Source organism: Acidobacteriota bacterium, from assembly GCA_028874215.1.
GTDB lineage: Bacteria > Acidobacteriota > UBA6911 > RPQK01 > JAJDTT01 > JAJDTT01.
The window spans coordinates 64210-82026 of sequence record JAPPLF010000006.1 but is presented as its reverse complement, the minus strand read 5'-3'; the positions used below and the strand labels follow the sequence as shown (position 1 = coordinate 82026).

Below are 17817 nucleotides of genomic sequence, written 5' to 3'. Positions count from 1 at the left end.
AACCAGGATCACGTCAGGCAGCCGACCGGCGAACCGCAACGCGACGCGGTGCCGGGCAAGAGGAAATAGTGGACTCCGTTCACACCGCACGTACGGACGGATTTCGAGATCGGTTCGCCAGCCCATCTGCTGGTCAGGATGGGGCCGGCGAAGGTGCGAATCACCGAGACCGTCTCCGCGTTCGAAGCACCCCGGCTCATTGCTTGGGGCAAGATATTCGGAGCGCGCTGGCTCCTGGCTGCAGTGCGGGAGCAGCATCTGGAACCCGTGAGCGAGACGAGCTGCCGCTACCACAACACGGACCGGTTGACCGGTCTGCTTGCGCCGCTGGTGTTGCTTTGTGCTGGCGGTTATATGCGCGTCGGTTTCACCGATGTTGGCGAGGGATTGAAGCGTCAATCTGAGGCGCTGTACAAGAGGTCGAATTCGCGAGGCAGATGATCTTCGAGGGGAACCACCGATTACCGGGGCTGGACACGCTCGGCAATCCGGCGGCCAGACTCGATTTCTTCCCGCCGCAGCTCCCAGGTCTTTTGCAGGTTCAGCCACACCTGCGGGATTGTCCCGAAATAACGCGCCAAACGCAATGCCGTATTGGCCGTTACACCCCGCTGCCTATTCAGGATCGCCGTAATTCGATTCACGGGCACATCCAATGCCTTCGACAGCGCATTGGCCGACATCCCAAGCGCATCCAGTTCATCCCGTAAGATCTCTCCCGGGTGCACCGGTCTCATCCCATTCCTGAAGCTCATCGCCTCGACCTCCGGACTCCGGCGATCCCATGCTGATTGAAAATAATGGTGGAGACGATGGGATTCGAACCCACGACCTCCTGAGTGCGATTCAGGCGCTCTTCCGAGCTGAGCTACGTCCCCACCTGAGAGGGGGGCTATCTTACCAGAAAGGGGAATCCCTACAGGTAGTCCGACGCGCAAGGGTACCCGGGAAGCGGCTCCGCGTGGAGGACGGCGCGGACCACGGCCCTGGCGGTGACCTGGGCGGCCAGTGCCCCCACCAGACCCAGTTCCTGCCCTCGCACCGATTCGGTTGAGAGGGCGAAGACGGTATCACCGTCCGACGGCATGTGCACCGGCCGGACGGTCCGGGCCAGTCCGTCGTGGGCCATCTGGGCAATCTTGGTCAGCGACGCCTTGTCGAACTCGGCGTTGGTGGCGACCACGCCCAAGGTCGTGTTCTCGCCCTCGCCGGAGCGGCGCTTTGGAAGTCCCCGTTCCTTCAGGACCGCCATGGTGTCGGCGAATCCTCTCCCGCCGGCGCCGCGGGCACCGGCAAGGATTCTGCCGGTCTCCGGATCGAGGACGTCACCCACCGAGTTGACCGCCACCAGGGCCGCCACCACGAGGGGTCCGGTCCGGATGGCCGCCGAACCCAGGCCGCCTTTCATGGCGCGTTCGTGACCCAGTATTTTGCCTACGGTAGCCCCGGCTCCCGCGCCGGCGTTGCCCTCGGGGACCGGTCCGGCCGCGGCGTTCCGGCAGGCTTGGCGTCCCAATTCGGGACCCGGGCGGACGGATGCGTCTCCCAGCGCCAGGTCGAAGAGGATGGCCGACGGCACGATGGGGACCCTGGCCACCGGCGTTTCGTACCCCACCCCCCGTTGCTCCAGGTACCGGACCACTCCGGAGGCCGCGTCCAGACCGAAGGCGCTGCCGCCGGAGAGCACCAGGGCGTGGATGCGCTTCACGGAGCGCACCGGATCCAGCAGGGCCGTTTCGCGAGTGCCGGGAGCGGAGCCGCGAATGTCCACTCCGGCCATCACTTCCCGTTCCGGGAGGACGACCGTGACTCCCGTGGGCCGCCGCGGGTCTACGGCGTGCCCGACACGAATTCCTTCGATGTCCGTGAGGCCCCCCTCGTAGGCGGGGGACCCTGATGAATGCGAATCACTGCTCATGCCGGAAGTGGATCAATGCAGGTCCTGAAAAGCAGGGCTGTAAGCCGAATTCTGTACCCCGCCCGAAAGGACGGGGTGGCGATCATTCCTCTGGGAGCCGGGTCGCCCCGGCCCTCGGGCGGCCTACCCGCTCCGCTTCCGCCCGGCCCGGGGGCCGGCGAATGAGCCGGGCCGACTCGTACGGAGCCTATTTGGCCTTGCACCGCGTGGGGTTTACCGTGCCTCCGATGTCACCATCGAAGCGGTGGGCTCTTACCCCGCCATTTCACCCTTACCCGCGGTCCCGGTGACGGAACCGAAGGCGGTATCTTTTCTGTGGCACTTTCCGTAGGGTCACCCCCCCTTCCCGTTAGGAAGCACGCTGCCCTGAGGTGTTCGGACTTTCCTCCGTCCGGCGGCTGCCGGAAGGCGATCGCCCACCCTGCTTTTCAGGCCGGCGACATTCTATCACCGGAAGATCGGATGGAACCCGCTTGACCCGGCCGCCTCGACCTGCCCACCCGCAAAATCCCGCGGATCGGGCACGCGGCTACCGGCTCCGGATCAGCCCCCGCCCCACGGCGCCCGCCTCCAGCCCGATGAGTTCGCCGTAGACCCGGCCGAACTTGACCTCGGCCTCGAACTTGACGGGAACTCGAAGACGGTCCCGCGAGTACCAGACCCGGAGCGTCCTGCCCTTGGAGAGGATTCCCTCCTCGACCCGGAGCCGGACCGTGTCGAAAGCCCCGACCCGGAGTTCGACTCGCTCCGTATCCTCCACCCGGACCAGCATCTCCTTGAACTTGCCGCGCTGGGCCAGATGCGCACGGTATCGGCTCCCGTCCTCCAGCCGATGGAGCCGCGCCACGTAGATGACCGAAAGCAGGTCCGCGACCGGCCCCGGTATCCCATCGGAAGTGCGGTTGTGAAGCTCCCGCGGCGGATCTTTTGACACGTCCAGGTCACGGAAGAACGCGGTGTCCCTGCCGTAGTCGAAGACGGAGAGCAGATCGCGCTTGCGTCTTCCCTCGCGATGCTCCCGGAAGATCCGATAGGAATGAAAACTCCGGGCGTCGACAATGGACTCGAAACGATTCCGCACCGAGATCTTGGCGACTTCCACCAGCCGGCCGGCCGATATGGCCTCCATGGTGATGGTCCAGGCCGGCCTCTTTCGATACCGGGAACGTTTCACGGTGAAGGCCAACTCCCCCGCCTTGAAGGCCGGAGAGGCGAACAGGGGCTTCCAGTTGACCTCGTATCGCAGGCTCTCTCCGGCTTGGAAAGGGGCGCTGTAACGAGTCCCCCGGTCCAGGAGCGGCCGTGGCGCCCCGGGCCCGGCCGGGAGCGGGAAGCAGTAAAGGGCGGGCGCCAGGATCAGGGGGAGGACCGGCAACAGGCGCGTCCACCGCCGGGAGTCGGGCATTGGGCGCTTCATCCCATTTTCCAGAAGAAAAAGATCGCTGCCAGGACCACCGAGATGAGAAAACGGTATTCCCGGTTCCGGAGGAAGAGCTTCCACTGGAAACGAGCGATCGCGCCGGCTCCGGCGGCGATGGGGCCCGGGAACCGAACCGGACAGAATCGGGGCACGCCGGCGGCATACCCGGCGTAGTCGTCCCCATAGTGGCTGAGCATTTCCCGCTCTTCACGAAGTATCACCGGCCAATAAATGCCCGGGAACAGGACGAGATAGACCAGGAGCAGCCAAAGCTCCGCCGCCGCCACGGTGAAACCGAGCCCGGCCAGAAAGGACCCCAGGTAGAGAGGATTCCGGGTCAGGCGGTAGGGTCCCGTCCGCGCCACCCCGCGCCACTTGTCCAGGTATCCCGAGGCCCAAAGGCGGATGCCGGCTCCCAGCGCCGCCACCGGCATTCCGAGCCAGAACAGGTCATGACGCGGCTGGGCGAACACGAAAAGCAGGAACCCGAAGGCGAGACCCGCGGGGACCCGGATTCTCTGAACCACGGTCATGGGGATGCCGGTCCTTCCACGGCCGCCGACAACCGCCGGCGCACGGCCCGGAAGACCTGTTCCACGGAAATGTTCATGCAGATGAACTCCCCGCAGCTCCGCTTGTTGCAGTCCGAGCAGTAGAGGTAACGCTTGACGATCCGGTCTTCCGGGTGAAAGGGTCCGTTGCGCCGGGCGATGGAGGGACCCATCACCGCCACCGCCGGGGTTCCCACCGCCACCGCCAGATGCAGGGGACCCGTGTCCCCCGCCACCATCAGGCAGGCGCGCCGGCAGAGCGCCGCCAGTTCCAGGATCGTGGTGGGAAAGGTGACCACGGACCCGGGCCGGGAGCAGTCCCGGATCTCACGGACCAGTTCCTCCTCTCCCGGACCGTAGGTGATGAGCACGGGAAGATCCAGGCGCCGCCGGATCTCCGCGCCCAGACGGGCGAACCTGCGGGCGGGCCAGAGCTTGGTGGGCCATCCGGCGCCCGGATTCAACAGGACCGGACGGACGTTGCCGACCGCCTGCAACCGGGAGTCGACATAACGCTTCGCCTCGGCGGGGATCCGAAAAGGCACCCGGGCCGTGGACTCTCCGGCGCAGCCCAACGACCCTGCCAGCTCCAGGTTCAGATCGATGACGTGGCCGATTCCGCTGGTCGGGACGGTGTCGGTATAGAAACCGGCCGCCGCCGGCTCGCGGCATCGTTCCCGGCAGAATCCCATCCGCCTCCCGGCGCCGGAAAGACGGGCCAGGAATGCCGACTTGATCAGGCCCTGAAAGTCCAGCGCCAGGTCGAAGCGCTCCCGCCGCAAGGCCCGGATCAGGTGGACCAGATCCCACGCCGTCCGGGGCCGGCGCCGCCAACGCTTGGTGTCGGCGGTCCAGATTCGATGGATTCCGGGAACTGTCTTCAGCAGGGCGCGGTAGTGGGGCTCGACCAGCCAGTGAATCTCACAATCGGGGAAGCGGCGGTGGATCTGCTGTTGGGCCGGCAGGGCGTGAACGATGTCGCCCAGCGCGCCCAACCGGACGATCAGGATCTTTTCCGGGCGGTTCAGCAAGGTAGAGGACGCGGGGCGGGTGCTGCCGGAAGCAACGGAAGAGATGTTTCGGAGCATAGGGCCCCTCGAGACGGAAGGCCATCGTATCACGGGCGTCCCGGAGCCTGATTTCGGGTCAACAGCCTTCGGGCCGCCCGGTAGACCTCCCCGGAGTGAATGCGATCGAAACAGCGCAGGTCGATGGGACACTCCCGGAGCAGGCAGGGGCTGCACTCCACGTGCTTGTGGATGACGGTCGCCTGGGGGCTCAAGGGTCCCGTGGCCACTTCGTCGGTGGATCCGAATACCGCCACCAGCGGCACTCCCAGCGCCGCCGACAGGTGCATGGGACCCGAATCGTTTCCCAGAAACAACCGGCACCGGGCCAACACGCCGATGAGGGCGGAGAGCGAGGTCCGTCCCACCAGGAATCGGGGAGTCTGTTTCATCTGCTCCCGGACCCGGACCGCAATCGGCGTCTCCGAACTGGAGCCCAGGAGCACGACCTCGGCGCCCGCCTCCTCGATCAGGCGATCGGCCACTTCCGCGTAGCGCTCCGGAAACCATCGCTTGGCGGAACCGAAGGCGGCTCCCGGATTCAGGCCCACCAAGGGCCTGCCGCTCTCGACGCCCGCCTCGCCGAGCAGGGAGTCGGCCGACTCCAGTTGCGCCCGGGAGGGCGTGAGATGGATGTCGGGCCGGAACGAAGAGTCTTCCAGGTAGTCGATGGAAGAGACGCCCGCCTGGAACAGCAGGTCCAGATAGTAGTAGGTCTGGTGACGGCCAAGGTCCTTGATTCGGGGGCGCACGCCTTGAGTCAGCAGGAGCCGCCGTCCGTCGGTGGTGTAGCCGATCCGGTTCGGAATGCGCGCCGTCAGCGCCAGCAGCGCCGCCTCGAACGCGTTCTGGAAGAGAACCGCCGTATCGAATCCACGGAGCCGCCGTCCCACACGGAATACTCCCCGTACCCCCAGGGACCGGTTCTCGAGCGTGACCACCTGATCCGCGACCCCTTGCCCTTCGAAGATCGGGGCCACCCATTCCCGGGCCAGGAGAGTCAGCCGGGCCTGGGGCTGCAGCCGGCGCAGCTCCCTCAGGGCCGCCAGCGACATGACGGCGTCTCCGATCCAGTTGGTGCAGCGAACCAGGACCTGCTTCATCGCTCCTGTCCGAGGCCCTCCTTCAGTGCGGATTGGGAAGGCCCGCCACCTCATCCAAGAGAAACTTGCGGTACTCCGCCGGGTCTTCGGGCAACGCTTCGATCTTCAACACGTAGATCTGTCCAGCGCCGAATTCCAGGCCCTGGAGGCGGACCGCGTCCTTCTCCGTCGTCATCAACGCCTCGGCTCCGTGTTCGTCCAGATTTTCCAGGGCCTGGTCCAGATCGCTCTGGCTGTACGGATGATGGTCGGGGAACAGGAGCTGGCGCCGCACGTCCATCTGGTAGTGCTCCAGGTCCTGGACGAAGATTCCGGGATTTCCGATGGCCGCCAGGGCGATGACCCGCCTTCCCACGAAATCCCGGGTCCGGAATTGCGTCCGGCTCTTGAGATCGAAGACGCCGACGGCATCGTGATAGAAGTAGGAAATGGGAGTCAGCTTGTTGTGTCTCCGGATGACCGCTTCCAGATCGTCCATCTCCCCCATCAGGTGGGACCGCGTGATGACCACCAGATCGGCGCGTCCCATGGCGGCCAGGGGCTCCCGGAGCCTCCCCGCAGGCAGGAGTTGACCGCCGCCGAAGGGATCGGTGGCATCCACCAGCAGAATGTCCAGGTTGCGCTTGAGCTTCAGGTGCTGGAAACCGTCGTCCAGAATGTGGATGACCCTGCCGACCGCGTCCTTTTCCACCAGCGTTCCTGAACGGTGCCGATTCTTTCCGACGGCGACCCGGACTCCGGGAAGCTGACCGGCCAGCAGAAAGGGCTCGTCCCCGCTGCTGGCCGGGTCGCACAGCACCTTCCTGCCGTCGCTGACCACCAGGGTCGAGTGCTCGGCCCTGCCCCGGTAGCCGCGGCTCAGGACGACCGGCTGATAGCCCGCCTTCTGGAGAACGCCGGCCAGATAGGCCACGAAGGGGGTCTTTCCGGTCCCGCCCACGGTCAGGTTCCCGACACTGATGACCGGGTTGCGGAGGCGGTTTCGCGAAATGAGGCCGCGCCGGTAGAGCAACGCTCTGAGCCGCATGACCAGGGAGTAGAGTTGGGAGAGAAGAACCCACATGCGTTCTCAGGATCCGGCGACCGGAGTCAGGTACTCGTCCACGATGCGGGCCGTTCGGGCCACGGCGCCTCGATTCTCGCGAAGGATCCGCCGGGCGTTTTCGCCCAGCCCCCGGCGAGCCGCCTCACTTTCCAGGAGTTCCCTCAGCCGCCGGGCCAATTCCCGCGAGTTTCGGACCTGCAGCGCAGCGCCCCCTTCCAGGAAATTGCGAGCCATTTCCCGGAAATTATGCATGTGAGGCCCCACCAGTATCGCCTTGCCGAAGTGCGCCGCCTCGATGATGTTGTGTCCCCCCCACGCCACCAGGCTGCCCCCCACGAAAACCACCTGGGCCAGTTCGTAGAGATGGGCCAACTCGCCGATGGTGTCCAGGACCAGCACATCGGGCCGGACGGGCGGGCCCGCATCCTGGAAACCGTTGAGACCGCTGCGTTTCAGGTGGACGACGCCCCGCTGCCGAAGCAGGCCGGAGATCTCGTCCGATCTCCGCGGGTGCCGGGGAGCCAGAACCATGCGGAGATCGGGGAATTCCCGCCGGGTCTCCTGGAAGGCGTCCAGAAGCTGCTCCTCCTCTCCTTCGCGGGTGCTGCCGCAGATCCAGATGGGGTCCGCTCCGAACAGGCTTCGAATCCGCCGCGTCAATGCCGCCGGTCCGGCGTCCGGGCCCAGGCTGTAATCGTATTTCAGATTTCCGACGGAGCCGGTTCTGGAAGCAACGGATCCCAGTTCGACGATCCGGTCCCGGTCTTGGACCGACTGCATGCAGAGACGATCCAACTGCCGGAGAAAGGGCCGCAGCGGGCGCCGGAAGCGCCGGTAGCGAGCGAACGACCGGTCGGAGATCCTGCCGTTGACCAGGACCACGGGTACGCCCGACTCCCGGGCGGCGACGATGAACCCGGGCCAGATCTCAGTTTCGACCACCAGTACGGCCGCCGGATCCAGCCTCCTGAGATACTTCCTGCAGAGCCAGGGCCAGTCCAGGGGAAAATAGAAGATCCGGGCCCGGTCCCGGAAAAGCTGGCGGGCCAGACGCTGCCCCGTCTCGGTCGTTGTGGAAATGCACAGTTGAGACGATTTCAGGTTCAGCGCATCTATCAGGGGGCGAATCGAGTTGACCTCTCCCACCGAGACGGCGTGGACCCAGAGCCGGGCCCGGCCGGAAGGGAGCGGCGAGACGCAATCGGGAACCATCATCCTTTTCCTGAAGGGAACGGGACGATGGCCCCGGAGATAACGAAGGAGGCGCAAAGGGAGCCACAGGATCAGGCCGAGCGTATAGGCCAGCGCATAGGCGGCGATCAGCGGCGTCGGAACGGCCGTGGGGCCGCTCGAGTCCCGGCCGGGACGCTTCGGAGCCGTTCCGGCGTCTCCGTCGCCGGCTCCACGGATCATCCGTGGAGCATGTTTTGTCAAGGCGGTCACGGACGCATATAATAACTTGTTTCCCGGCTTGACAGGGGGCCGGCCCTGAGGCTAAGATTCATCCGCCTATCACGGCGTGGGTGGGTCGAGTGCGGATGCCTCAAGGGCATCCTTTTTTTGTCTTATAGGGTTTGTTCTGCTCTCACGCCAAGCGTCGAAAGCGGCGGCGGCGGGCAGTTCCAGGAGTGGATGGCATCGATGCCGACGTTCAATCAGTTGGTGCGCAAGGGTCGCAAACCGGTGCGGACCAAGACCAAGAGCCCGGCGCTGCAGGGTTGCCCTCAAAGGCGCGGAGTCTGCGTGCGTGTGTACACGCAGACGCCGAAGAAACCCAACTCGGCGCTTCGAAAGGTGACCCGGGTACGGTTGACCAACGGGATCGAAGTGACCACTTATATTCCGGGTGAGGGACACAATCTGCAGGAGCACTCCATTGTGCTCATTCGTGGCGGCCGGGTTAAGGACCTGCCGGGCGTGCGATACCATGTGATCCGCGGGACCTTGGACACGGCCGGCGTAGACAACCGTAACAACAGCCGGTCCAAGTACGGCGCCAAGCGCCCCAAGGGTTAGCCGGATCTCCAACAACTGCATCGACGCCGAGTTCCATCGCAGCTTGCTTCGTGTCCAGGAGCCATCGAGATGTCTAGAAGAAGGGATGTTCCCAAGAGAGACGTGGCTCCCGATCCCGTATTCAAGAGCCGCCTGGTGAGCCGATTCATCAATCAGGCCATGGTGCGGGGAAAGAAGAGTGTTTCCGAGAGAAATTTTTACGCCGCCATGAACCTGATCCAGGACAGGACGGGAGAAGATCCATTGCGGATCTTCAAGAAGGCGGTGGACAGGGTCAAGCCCATGGTGGAGACCAAGTCCCGCCGCGTGGGCGGATCGACCTATCAGGTCCCCATCGAAGTCAGCACCCGGCGGCAGACCTCGCTCGCCATTCGCTGGCTGGTGGGCTATGCCCGGGCCCGTCACGAAAAGACCATGAGGGAGAGGCTGGCCAACGAGCTCGCAGACGCCGCGAATGACCGCGGCGGAGCCGTTCGCAGGAAGATGGACGTGCACCGGATGGCCGAGGCCAACCGTGCCTTCGCACACTACCGATGGTGAGAGGGAAGGACTCGATTACCAACGGAAGCTGCATCCAGGGAAAACCAGTACAGTGGCAACTCAGTCTGCGCTCGAAAGGACGCGAAATATCGGCATCATGGCCCACATCGATGCCGGTAAGACGACCACGACCGAGCGGATTCTCTACTACACGGGAATCACCTACAAGCTGGGTGAAGTGCACGAAGGCACCGCCACCATGGACTGGATGCCCCAGGAACAGGAACGGGGCATTACCATCACCTCCGCCGCCACGACCTGCCTCTGGAAGAATTTCCGCATCAACATTATCGATACCCCGGGCCACGTAGACTTCACGGCTGAAGTCGAACGATCCCTGCGGGTTCTGGACGGCGCCATTGCCGTGTTCGACGCCGTCGCGGGCGTCGAGCCCCAGTCCGAGGCCGTCTGGCGCCAGGCGGACAAGTACCGGGTGCCGCGGATCGCCTTCATGAACAAGATGGACCGGCTGGGAGCCGATTATTTCGCGGCCATGGAGTCCATGACCCAAAAGCTGGGCGCAAATCCGGTCCCGGTCCAGATTCCGTTGGGACAGGAGGAGTCCTTCGAAGGCGTCATCGACCTGATCTCCCGCAAGGCCATCCGCTACGAAGCCGAGACCCTGGGCGCCAATTTCGTGGAGGGCGACATTCCGGAGGAATGGCGGGAGGCGGCGGAGCACTGGCGCGAGAAGATGGTGGAGACGGTCGTCGAGGTGGACGAGGAGCTGCTGGAAAAGTACGTGCACGGCGAGCCCATCGATCCCGGCTCCCTCAAGCGCGCGCTGCGATTGGGAACCTGTCAGGGCAGATTCACACCCTGCCTCTGCGGCGCCGCTTTCAAGAACAAGGGGGTGCAACCCTTGTTGGACGGCATCGTCGATTTCCTGCCCTCACCGTTGGAGGTGCCCCCACCCGAAGGAACCGACCCGGTCACGGGAGATCCGGTGACTCCCCGAGCCTCCCAGGACGACCCTTTTTCGGCCCTCGTATTCAAGATCATGGGCGACCCCTTCGTCGGCAAGTTGGCCTTCGTCCGCGTCTATTCCGGATGCCTGCAGGCCCGCTCGAAGGTCTACAACCCGGTTTCCGGGCGGGCGGAGCGGGTGGGACGGTTGCTCAAGATGCACGCCAACAAGAGGGAGGAGCTCAAGGAACTCGGCGCCGGGGACATTGCTGCCGTGGTCGGACTCAAGACGGCGGCGACGGGAGACACGATTTGCGATCCGGTCCGGCCCGTGTTGCTGGAATCCATGGAGTTTCCGGCGCCGGTGATCTCAGTGGCCATCGAGCCCAAGACGCGTCCCGACCAGGATCGGCTGGGATTCGCGCTGGAGAAGCTGGTTCAAGAGGACCCGACGTTTCGGACTCACACCGATCCGGAAACCGGACAGACCCTGATCTCGGGCATGGGAGAGCTGCACCTGGAGATCATCGTAGATCGCCTGCTGCGCGAGTTCGGCGTCGGCGCCAACGTGGGCAAGCCGCACGTGGCGTACCGGGAGAGCATTCTGGGGACAGCCGAAGGGCACGGGCGCTACATTCGCCAGACCGGAGGCCGGGGCCAATATGGGGACGCCAGGGTCCGGGTCGAGCCGCTGGAACCGGGCGAGGCCGAAAACGGGTTCCTGTTCGAGGACCTGAGCGTCGGCGGCGTGATCCCTCGAGAATTCGTTCCGGCGGTGAAGGCCGGTGTGCGGGAGGCCATGGAGGGCGGAGTCCTGGCCGGCTGCGAGATGCAGAACGTCAAGGTGACCCTTCTGGACGGCTCCTACCACGACGTGGACTCGTCGGAGATCGCGTTCAAGATCGCGGGCTCCCTCGCCTTCAAGCAGGCCGCGCGCAAGGCCGGGCTCGTCCTGCTGGAACCGGTCATGAAGGTGGAAGTGGTGGTGCCCCAGGAATACATGGGCGATGTCATCGGCGATCTCAACGCCCGCCGGGGCCGGGTCGCCCAGTTGGAACCGCGGGGAGGAAGCCAGGTGATCACGGCCTACGTGGCCTTGGAGACCATGTTCGGCTACGCCACCGGACTGCGGTCGCTCACCCAGGGGAGGGCGACCTACACCATGCATTTCGAGCAGTACGAGCAGGTCCCCAGACAAGTGGTGGAAGAGCAGGTGGCGCGTACCCACGGCCGGATTTTGACCCGGTCAGGTTGAACCGTCCCGAAGGGACACGAAAGCGACGTCGATCAGGATCGACTGAATCGGAAAAGAGGACGAGATGGCGAAGGAGAAGTTTCAGCGCACGAAGCCGCATGTGAACATTGGAACCATCGGGCACGTGGACCACGGCAAGACGACGTTGACGGCGGCCATCACGCAGGTGTTGAGCGCCGAGAATCCCAGCGTGGAGATCCGGGATTTCGATTCCATCGACAACGCGCCGGAAGAGCGGGAGCGGGGGATCACCATCGCGGTGGCCCACGTGGAGTACGAGACGGCCGAGCGCCACTACGCGCACGTGGACTGTCCGGGACACGCCGACTACATCAAGAACATGATCACGGGAGCGGCCCAGATGGACGGGGCGATCCTGGTGGTCTCGGCGGCGGACGGGCCGATGCCGCAGACCCGCGAGCACATCCTGCTGGCGCGGCAGGTGGGAGTGCCCTCCATCGTGGTCTTCCTGAACAAGGTGGACATGGTGGATGACGAGGAGCTGCTGGAGCTGGTGGAGCTGGAGGTGCGGGAACTGCTGAGCCAGTACGAGTTTCCCGGGGACGACATTCCGGTGGTGTACGGGAGTGCCTTGAAGGCGATGGAGGGAGACGCGGGGGCGCAGGACCAGATCCGGGAGTTGATGGACGCGGTGGACGGGTACGTGCCGATGCCGGAGCGGGACGTGGACAAGCCGTTTCTGATGCCGATCGAGGATATTTTCTCCATCAGCGGCCGGGGCACGGTGGTGACGGGCCGGGTGGAGCGCGGGAAGATCAAGGTGGGGACGGAGATGGAGATCGTGGGGATCCGGCCCACGATGAAGCGGGTGGTGACGGGCGTGGAGATGTTCCGCAAGCTGCTGGACGAAGGTCAGGCGGGAGACAACGTGGGGTTGTTGCTGCGGGGGACGCCGAAGAACGAAGTGGAGCGTGGACAGGTGGTGGCGGCCAAGGGGTCGATCACGCCGCACACGAAATGCCAGGCGGAGGCGTACATATTGACCCGGGAGGAAGGCGGGCGGCACACGCCATTTTTCACGGGGTACCGGCCGCAGTTTTACTTTCGGACGACGGACGTGACGGGGAACGTGACGTTGCCGGACGGGACGGAGATGGTGATGCCGGGGGACAACGTGACGATCGAGTTCAACCTGATCACGCCCATCGCCATCGAGCGGGGCCTGCGCTTCGCCATCCGCGAAGGCGGCCACACGGTGGGCGCCGGCACCATCACCCGGATCCTGGAGTAGGCCCAAGAGAATGAACAACGAGAAGATCCGCATCCGACTCAAGGCTTACGACCACCGGGTCCTGGACCACTCCACCGGTGAGATCGTGGACATCGCGCGCCGCACCGGGGCCCGGGTTTCGGGTCCGATCCCGCTGCCCACCCGCATCGGCCGCTACACCGTGCTGCGTTCTCCCCACGTGGACAAGAAGTCCCGGGAGCAGTTCGAAATCAGGACCCACAAGCGCCTTGTGGACATCCTGGAGCCGACGCCGCAGACGGTGGACGCCTTGATGAAACTGGATCTTCCGGCTGCCATCGACGTGGAGATCAAGGCCTACGGAGCCGAGAAGGAATAGCCATGCTCCAGGGGATGATCGGCAGGAAAGTGGGAATGACCCAGCTCTTCGACGAAAGGGGCCAGGTCATTCCGGTGACGGTGCTTCAGACCGGCCCTTGCATCGTGGTCCAGAAGAAGACCCCTGAGAAAGAGGGCTATTCCGCACTTCAGTTGGGTCTCATCGAGCCCGGAACCCGGTCCCGGCGCCTCACCCTGGGCGAGAGGGGGCATTTGCGTCAGGCAGGTTCGCCGCCGACCCGGATCCTGCGCGAGTTTGCGTACGAAGAGACTGAAGGGACGGCATTGAAAGTCGGCGATGAAGTTCTGGCCCACCAGGTCTTTCAGGCCGACGACACCGTCAACATCGTGGGCACCAGCAAGGGCCGCGGATTCCAGGGCGTGATCAAGCGCCACGGATTCGGCGGCGGCCGGGCGACCCATGGATCCATGTTTCATCGGGCTCCAGGCTCCATTGGCCAGAGCGCTTCGCCCAGTCGAGTCTTTCCCGGGACCCGCGGGCCCGGGCGGATGGGGAACAAGCGGGTCACCATCCGAAACCTGCAAGTGGTCAAAGTGGACGAAGAGAACCACCTCTTGCTGGTCAAGGGGTCGGTGCCGGGCAGCCGGGCCCACACCCTCGCCATCGTCCGTTCGGGGAGGCGGAATTGACTGAGTCGTCGCCGGAAATCCAGGTCAGAAACCTGAGCAACGAGGTTGTGGAGACACTGCCCCTCTCCCGCCGGGTCTTCGACTACCAGGCATCCGAATCCCTGTTGTGGGAAGCGGTGACCGCCTTTCTGGCCGGACGGCGCAAGGGTTCCCATTCCACCAAGACTCGCGCCGAAGTGCGGGGAGGCGGCCGGAAACCATGGCGGCAGAAGGGCACCGGACGGGCCCGTGCCGGGACCATCAGGAGTCCCCTCTGGAGATCGGGAGGCGTGACCTTCGGTCCCAAGCCGAGAAACTACGCACAGTCGCTGTCCAAGAAGAAACGGAGAGGCGCCGTCAAGCTGGTCCTCTCGGACAAGCTGAAGAACGATAACCTTCTGGTTTTGGACTCGTTGGAGATGTCCAGCCACAAGACCAGGAACTTCGTGGAGGTCATGGGCGCCTTCGACCTGACCCGGAAGCTGCTGGTGGTGGATTCGAGGGAGAACCGGAACTTGTTCCTGAGCACTCGAAACCTGCCGGGAGTCAAGATGGTTCCGGCCCTCGGCGTCAACGTCTACGACCTGGTGAACGCCGAGGTCCTGATGATCAGCAAGGCTTCATTGCTGGAGCTGCAGGAGGTGTTGCTGAGGTCATGAGCAGTTACGATATTCTCAGGCTCCCCCACATTACCGAGAAGGCCGCCATTCAGAAGGACGATCTCGACGGCCGGGTCGTGGTCTTCAAGGTCCGGCCCGAGGCCACGAAGCAGCAGGTGAAGGCGGCGGTCCAGAGGATTTTCGACGTCGAGGTCAATTCCGTTCGAACCGCCAACTTCAAGGGCAAGGTCAAGAGAATGGGCAAGTACCGGGGACGGCGGGCCGCTTGGAAAAAAGCCTATGTGACTCTGAAACCCGGCCAGGATATGCCGGAATTTTTCGACACGGTGTAGAACCGATGCCATTGAAAAGCTACAAACCCACGTCGCCCGGCACCAGATTCCGAACCGTTCAGACCGGCGAGGATCTGACCGACATCAAGCCGCTCAAGCGCCTGACCCGGGGCAAGAAGCGGATCAGCGGCCGCAACAGCGACGGAAAGATCTGCGTCCGGCGCCGGGGAGGCGGCCACAAGCGGCGCTATCGAGTCATCGACTTCAAGCGAAACAAGGATGACGTGCCGGCGCGAGTCGCCGCCATCGAATACGACCCCAATCGGAGCGCCCGCATCGCCCGGCTCCATTATCTGGACGGAGAGAAGCGGTACATCCTGGCGCCCAACGGGCTGAAGGTGGGCGACGAGGTGATCTCGGGACCGGCGGTGGACATCATGCCGGGCAATTGCCTGCCCATCGCCAACATCCCGCTGGGAACCATGATCCACAACATCGAACTGACCCAGGGGCGGGGCGGCCAGATGGTTCGTTCCGCCGGCGGAAGCGCACAGTTGCTGGCCAAAGAGGGGAAATACGCCCAGATCAAACTGCCTTCGGGCGAAGTGCGCAAGGTCCATGTCCTCTGCCGGGCGACCATCGGCCAGGTGGGGAACGTCGATCACGAGAACGTCTCCCTGGGAAAGGCGGGAGCCAACCGTTGGCGCGGCCGGCGGCCCAAGGTCAGAGGCGTGGCCATGAATCCCGTCGACCATCCCATGGGCGGCGGCGAAGGGAAGAGTTCGGGCGGACGGCATCCCACGTCACCCTGGGGCTGGAAGACGAAAGGCTACCGGACCCGGAAGAACAACCGGACCGGAAAGATGATTGTCCGGCGGAGAAAGAAGTAGGAGGCTCCATGCCCAGGTCGGTCAAAAAGGGTCCCTTCGTGGACGCTCACTTGGTCAAGAAACTGCGCCACCTCAATGAGACCAACGAGAGGGCGGTGATCCGGACCTGGTCCCGGAGGTCGACCATAACGCCGGAGATGGTGGGACACACGATTGCCGTTCACAACGGCAAGAAGTTCATTCCCATCTACATCACCGAGAACGTCGTGGGCCATAAGCTGGGAGAATTCGCTCCCACGAGAAATTTCAGGGGACACATTCGCAAATCCGAGCGCATGGCCAGGATGCGGTAGCTTCATGAGGATGAATTCGAAGGTTCCGGAGCAGAACTAGTGGAAGCATCGGCTACGGCAAAATTCGTAAAAGGGTCGCCCCAGAAGGCGCGTCTGGTCATCGACCTGATTCGGGGCCGGAAGGTGGAGGCGGCGCTGGACATCCTCCGATTCTCGGGGAGGAGGGCGGCTCGCTCCATCTCCAAGGTGTTGCGTTCGGCCATCGCCAACGCCGAGCAGAAGGAGCCGATGGTCGACGTGGATGATCTGTTCGTGAAGGAGGCCTTCGTCGACCTGGGACCGACCAAGTGGCGTTTCAGAACGCGCCCCGTTCCCATGGGGCGGGCCTTCCGCGAGCGCCGGCGGCAGAGCCACATTACGATCCGGGTTTCGGACGGAGAGTCATAGGAGGCGAATTTTGGGTCAGAAAGTCCACCCGTACGGGTTCCGCCTGGGTTACATCAACACGTGGCGCTCCCGCTGGTATGCGGAAAAGAACTACGGGGATCTGCTGCACGAGGACCTTCAGATCAAGAAGAATCTGAAGCGGCAGTTCTACCATGCCGGGATCTCCTCCATCGAGATCGAGAGGATGGCGGCCAACAAGCTCACGGTCATCGTGAGAACGGCTCGGCCCGGGATCATCATCGGCCGCAAAGGCAGCGAAATCGACAGGTTGAAGAGTGATCTCCAGGCCGCCACCGGACGGGAGGTCTACATCAATATTCAGGAGGAACAGAAGCCTGAGACGGATGCCCAGTTGGTGGCCGAGTCCATCTGCCAGCAGCTCTTGCGCCGCGTGGCCTTCCGCAGGGCCATGCGCCGCGCCGTCGAGACCGCGGTGCGATTTGGAGCCCAGGGGATCAAGGTCCGTTGCGGCGGCCGGCTCAACGGCGCCGAGATCGCCAGAGCCGAGTGGTATCTCCACGGCCGGCTGCCTCTCCATACCCTGCGGGCCCGGATCGACCATGGCTTCGCCGAAGCCTTCACCACCTACGGCGTCATCGGCGTCAAGGTGTGGGTCTACAAGGGTGAGGTCTTCGGGGACGAGGAAACGTCCCGGTCCAATTGAACGGGAGTCATAGCAGTCATGTTGATGCCGAAGAAGATCAAGTACCGGAAGCAGCAGAAGGGGAGAATGACGGGCAAGGCCATCCGCGGCAGCACCATGTCGTTCGGCGAATACGGCCTCAAGGCCGTGCAGCCCGGTTGGATCACGGATCGGCAGATCGAGGCGGCCAGAATCGCGATGACCCGTTATGTCCGGCGGGGAGGGAAGATCTGGATCCGGGTCTTTCCCGCTAAGCCGATCACCAAGAAACCGGCGGAGACCAGAATGGGCAAAGGGAAAGGGGCTCCCACGGGATGGGTGGCGGTGGTGCGGCCCGGAACCATCCTCTATGAAATGGAGGGGCTGCCCCACGACATGGCGAAGGAAGCCATGCGGCTGGCAGCCAACAAACTGCCGTTGCGGACTCGCTTCGTGACCCGTCTGGATTCGGCATGAACCCATCCAAGCTGAGAGAAATGTCATTGGAGGACCTGGAGTCGGAGGGGCAGGCGCTCTCCGAGCAGATCTTCCGGCTGCGGTTCCAAAAGGCCACGGGACAACTGGAGAACCGCACCAGGATCCGTCAGATCCGGCGGGATCTGGCCCGGGTCAAGACGATTGTGGCGGAGAGACGGCAACAGCGGCAGTGAGTCGAGACGGGGCGGAGTTGCCC

At 64.1% G+C, this 17817-nt stretch carries 23 protein-coding genes, 1 tRNA gene and 1 other RNA gene; 15 read left to right on the top strand and 10 right to left on the bottom strand.

The window, feature by feature from the left end:
* Window positions 1-153 precede the first annotated feature (153 nt).
* A complete protein-coding gene (locus OXT71_01340) occupies window positions 154-441 on the top strand; it encodes a hypothetical protein (protein ID MDE2925025.1) in 288 nt (95 codons plus the stop codon).
* Window positions 442-461: 20 nt separating this feature from the next.
* Here OXT71_01340 and OXT71_01335 read toward each other — a convergent pair whose 3' ends face one another.
* The 10 genes from OXT71_01335 to OXT71_01290 form a co-directional block, all read right to left on the bottom strand.
* Entirely contained in the window at window positions 462-755 is a 294-nt protein-coding gene (locus OXT71_01335) for a HigA family addiction module antitoxin (protein MDE2925024.1), read from the bottom strand.
* 46 nt (window positions 756-801) lie between these two features.
* Window positions 802-878, bottom strand: a tRNA-Ala gene (locus OXT71_01330).
* Window positions 879-916: 38 nt separating this feature from the next.
* On the bottom strand, window positions 917-1918 hold the full coding sequence (locus OXT71_01325) for a P1 family peptidase (GenBank protein MDE2925023.1): 1002 nt from the start codon (window positions 1916-1918) through the stop codon (window positions 917-919).
* Window positions 1919-1942: 24 nt separating this feature from the next.
* Window positions 1943-2346: RNase P RNA component class A (gene rnpB, locus OXT71_01320), an RNA gene on the bottom strand.
* Between the two features lie 101 nt (window positions 2347-2447).
* Window positions 2448-3335, bottom strand: a complete 888-nt coding sequence (locus OXT71_01315; GenBank protein ID MDE2925022.1) for a DUF3108 domain-containing protein — start codon at window positions 3333-3335, stop codon at window positions 2448-2450.
* Window positions 3332-3871: an isoprenylcysteine carboxylmethyltransferase family protein gene (locus OXT71_01310; protein MDE2925021.1), complete on the bottom strand. Its 540-nt coding sequence runs from the start codon at window positions 3869-3871 to the stop codon at window positions 3332-3334. Before OXT71_01310 ends, OXT71_01315 begins: the two co-directional genes overlap by 4 nt.
* Window positions 3868-4977 carry a glycosyltransferase family 9 protein gene (locus OXT71_01305; protein ID MDE2925020.1) on the bottom strand — a complete coding sequence of 370 codons (1110 nt, stop codon included), beginning with the start codon at window positions 4975-4977 and terminating at the stop codon, window positions 3868-3870. The genes OXT71_01310 and OXT71_01305 overlap by 4 nt, the downstream gene beginning before the upstream one ends.
* Window positions 4978-5006: 29 nt before the next feature.
* On the bottom strand, window positions 5007-6059 hold the full coding sequence (gene waaF / locus OXT71_01300; protein MDE2925019.1) for a lipopolysaccharide heptosyltransferase II: 1053 nt from the start codon (window positions 6057-6059) through the stop codon (window positions 5007-5009).
* A gap of 22 nt (window positions 6060-6081) precedes the next feature.
* A complete protein-coding gene (gene lpxK, locus OXT71_01295; protein MDE2925018.1) occupies window positions 6082-7122 on the bottom strand; it encodes a tetraacyldisaccharide 4'-kinase in 1041 nt (346 codons plus the stop codon).
* Window positions 7123-7128: 6 nt separating this feature from the next.
* Entirely contained in the window at window positions 7129-8517 is a 1389-nt protein-coding gene (locus OXT71_01290) for a 3-deoxy-D-manno-octulosonic acid transferase (GenBank protein MDE2925017.1), read from the bottom strand.
* Between the two features lie 228 nt (window positions 8518-8745).
* Between OXT71_01290 and rpsL the strand changes: the two genes are divergently transcribed.
* The 14 genes from rpsL (at window position 8746) to rpmC (ending at window position 17794) form a co-directional block, all read left to right on the top strand.
* A complete protein-coding gene (rpsL, locus tag OXT71_01285; protein MDE2925016.1) occupies window positions 8746-9120 on the top strand; it encodes a 30S ribosomal protein S12 in 375 nt (124 codons plus the stop codon).
* A 69-nt stretch (window positions 9121-9189) separates the two neighbouring features.
* Complete coding sequence (gene rpsG, locus OXT71_01280; protein MDE2925015.1) at window positions 9190-9660, top strand: 30S ribosomal protein S7; 471 nt, start codon at window positions 9190-9192, stop codon at window positions 9658-9660.
* Between the two features lie 52 nt (window positions 9661-9712).
* Window positions 9713-11821 carry an elongation factor G gene (fusA, locus tag OXT71_01275; GenBank protein MDE2925014.1) on the top strand — a complete coding sequence of 703 codons (2109 nt, stop codon included), beginning with the start codon at window positions 9713-9715 and terminating at the stop codon, window positions 11819-11821.
* A gap of 64 nt (window positions 11822-11885) precedes the next feature.
* A complete protein-coding gene (tuf, locus tag OXT71_01270; GenBank protein ID MDE2925013.1) occupies window positions 11886-13073 on the top strand; it encodes an elongation factor Tu in 1188 nt (395 codons plus the stop codon).
* Window positions 13074-13083: 10 nt separating this feature from the next.
* A complete protein-coding gene (rpsJ, locus tag OXT71_01265; protein ID MDE2925012.1) occupies window positions 13084-13410 on the top strand; it encodes a 30S ribosomal protein S10 in 327 nt (108 codons plus the stop codon).
* Window positions 13411-13412: 2 nt separating this feature from the next.
* Window positions 13413-14060 (top strand): 50S ribosomal protein L3, encoded by a 648-nt coding sequence (gene rplC, locus OXT71_01260; GenBank protein ID MDE2925011.1) that lies wholly within the window; start codon window positions 13413-13415, stop codon window positions 14058-14060.
* Window positions 14057-14698 carry a 50S ribosomal protein L4 gene (gene rplD / locus OXT71_01255; GenBank protein MDE2925010.1) on the top strand — a complete coding sequence of 214 codons (642 nt, stop codon included), beginning with the start codon at window positions 14057-14059 and terminating at the stop codon, window positions 14696-14698. Before rplC ends, rplD begins: the two co-directional genes overlap by 4 nt.
* A complete protein-coding gene (locus tag OXT71_01250) occupies window positions 14695-14991 on the top strand; it encodes a 50S ribosomal protein L23 (GenBank protein MDE2925009.1) in 297 nt (98 codons plus the stop codon). The genes rplD and OXT71_01250 overlap by 4 nt, the downstream gene beginning before the upstream one ends.
* A 5-nt stretch (window positions 14992-14996) precedes the next feature.
* Window positions 14997-15821, top strand: a complete 825-nt coding sequence (rplB, locus tag OXT71_01245; protein ID MDE2925008.1) for a 50S ribosomal protein L2 — start codon at window positions 14997-14999, stop codon at window positions 15819-15821.
* An 8-nt stretch (window positions 15822-15829) separates the two neighbouring features.
* On the top strand, window positions 15830-16114 hold the full coding sequence (rpsS, locus tag OXT71_01240) for a 30S ribosomal protein S19 (protein MDE2925007.1): 285 nt from the start codon (window positions 15830-15832) through the stop codon (window positions 16112-16114).
* A 39-nt stretch (window positions 16115-16153) separates the two neighbouring features.
* Complete coding sequence (gene rplV, locus OXT71_01235) at window positions 16154-16501, top strand: 50S ribosomal protein L22 (GenBank protein MDE2925006.1); 348 nt, start codon at window positions 16154-16156, stop codon at window positions 16499-16501.
* Between the two features lie 10 nt (window positions 16502-16511).
* Window positions 16512-17165: a 30S ribosomal protein S3 gene (gene rpsC, locus OXT71_01230; protein ID MDE2925005.1), complete on the top strand. Its 654-nt coding sequence runs from the start codon at window positions 16512-16514 to the stop codon at window positions 17163-17165.
* A gap of 18 nt (window positions 17166-17183) precedes the next feature.
* Entirely contained in the window at window positions 17184-17600 is a 417-nt protein-coding gene (gene rplP, locus OXT71_01225) for a 50S ribosomal protein L16 (GenBank protein MDE2925004.1), read from the top strand.
* Window positions 17597-17794, top strand: coding sequence for a 50S ribosomal protein L29 (gene rpmC, locus OXT71_01220; protein ID MDE2925003.1), 198 nt, complete (start codon window positions 17597-17599; stop codon window positions 17792-17794). The genes rplP and rpmC overlap by 4 nt, the downstream gene beginning before the upstream one ends.
* Window positions 17795-17817 lie beyond the last annotated feature (23 nt).

What these genes read in the sequence shown, in the direction of transcription:
- OXT71_01335 (MDE2925024.1), bottom strand. Translation starts at nt 755, where the DNA reads ATGAGCTTCAGGAATGGGATGAGACCGGTGCACCCGGGAGAGATCTTA.
- OXT71_01325 (MDE2925023.1), bottom strand. Translation starts at nt 1,918, where the DNA reads ATGAGCAGTGATTCGCATTCATCAGGGTCCCCCGCCTACGAGGGGGGC.
- OXT71_01315 (MDE2925022.1), bottom strand. Translation starts at nt 3,335, where the DNA reads ATGAAGCGCCCAATGCCCGACTCCCGGCGGTGGACGCGCCTGTTGCCG.
- OXT71_01310 (MDE2925021.1), bottom strand. Translation starts at nt 3,871, where the DNA reads ATGACCGTGGTTCAGAGAATCCGGGTCCCCGCGGGTCTCGCCTTCGGG.
- OXT71_01305 (MDE2925020.1), bottom strand. Translation starts at nt 4,977, where the DNA reads ATGCTCCGAAACATCTCTTCCGTTGCTTCCGGCAGCACCCGCCCCGCG.
- waaF (MDE2925019.1), bottom strand. Translation starts at nt 6,059, where the DNA reads ATGAAGCAGGTCCTGGTTCGCTGCACCAACTGGATCGGAGACGCCGTC.
- lpxK (MDE2925018.1), bottom strand. Translation starts at nt 7,122, where the DNA reads ATGTGGGTTCTTCTCTCCCAACTCTACTCCCTGGTCATGCGGCTCAGA.
- OXT71_01290 (MDE2925017.1), bottom strand. Translation starts at nt 8,517, where the DNA reads ATGATCCGTGGAGCCGGCGACGGAGACGCCGGAACGGCTCCGAAGCGT.
- rpsL (MDE2925016.1), top strand. Translation starts at nt 8,746, where the DNA reads ATGCCGACGTTCAATCAGTTGGTGCGCAAGGGTCGCAAACCGGTGCGG.
- rpsG (MDE2925015.1), top strand. Translation starts at nt 9,190, where the DNA reads ATGTCTAGAAGAAGGGATGTTCCCAAGAGAGACGTGGCTCCCGATCCC.
- tuf (MDE2925013.1), top strand. Translation starts at nt 11,886, where the DNA reads ATGGCGAAGGAGAAGTTTCAGCGCACGAAGCCGCATGTGAACATTGGA.
- rpsJ (MDE2925012.1), top strand. Translation starts at nt 13,084, where the DNA reads ATGAACAACGAGAAGATCCGCATCCGACTCAAGGCTTACGACCACCGG.
- rplC (MDE2925011.1), top strand. Translation starts at nt 13,413, where the DNA reads ATGCTCCAGGGGATGATCGGCAGGAAAGTGGGAATGACCCAGCTCTTC.
- OXT71_01250 (MDE2925009.1), top strand. Translation starts at nt 14,695, where the DNA reads ATGAGCAGTTACGATATTCTCAGGCTCCCCCACATTACCGAGAAGGCC.
- rplB (MDE2925008.1), top strand. Translation starts at nt 14,997, where the DNA reads ATGCCATTGAAAAGCTACAAACCCACGTCGCCCGGCACCAGATTCCGA.
- rpsS (MDE2925007.1), top strand. Translation starts at nt 15,830, where the DNA reads ATGCCCAGGTCGGTCAAAAAGGGTCCCTTCGTGGACGCTCACTTGGTC.
- rplP (MDE2925004.1), top strand. Translation starts at nt 17,184, where the DNA reads ATGTTGATGCCGAAGAAGATCAAGTACCGGAAGCAGCAGAAGGGGAGA.
- rpmC (MDE2925003.1), top strand. Translation starts at nt 17,597, where the DNA reads ATGAACCCATCCAAGCTGAGAGAAATGTCATTGGAGGACCTGGAGTCG.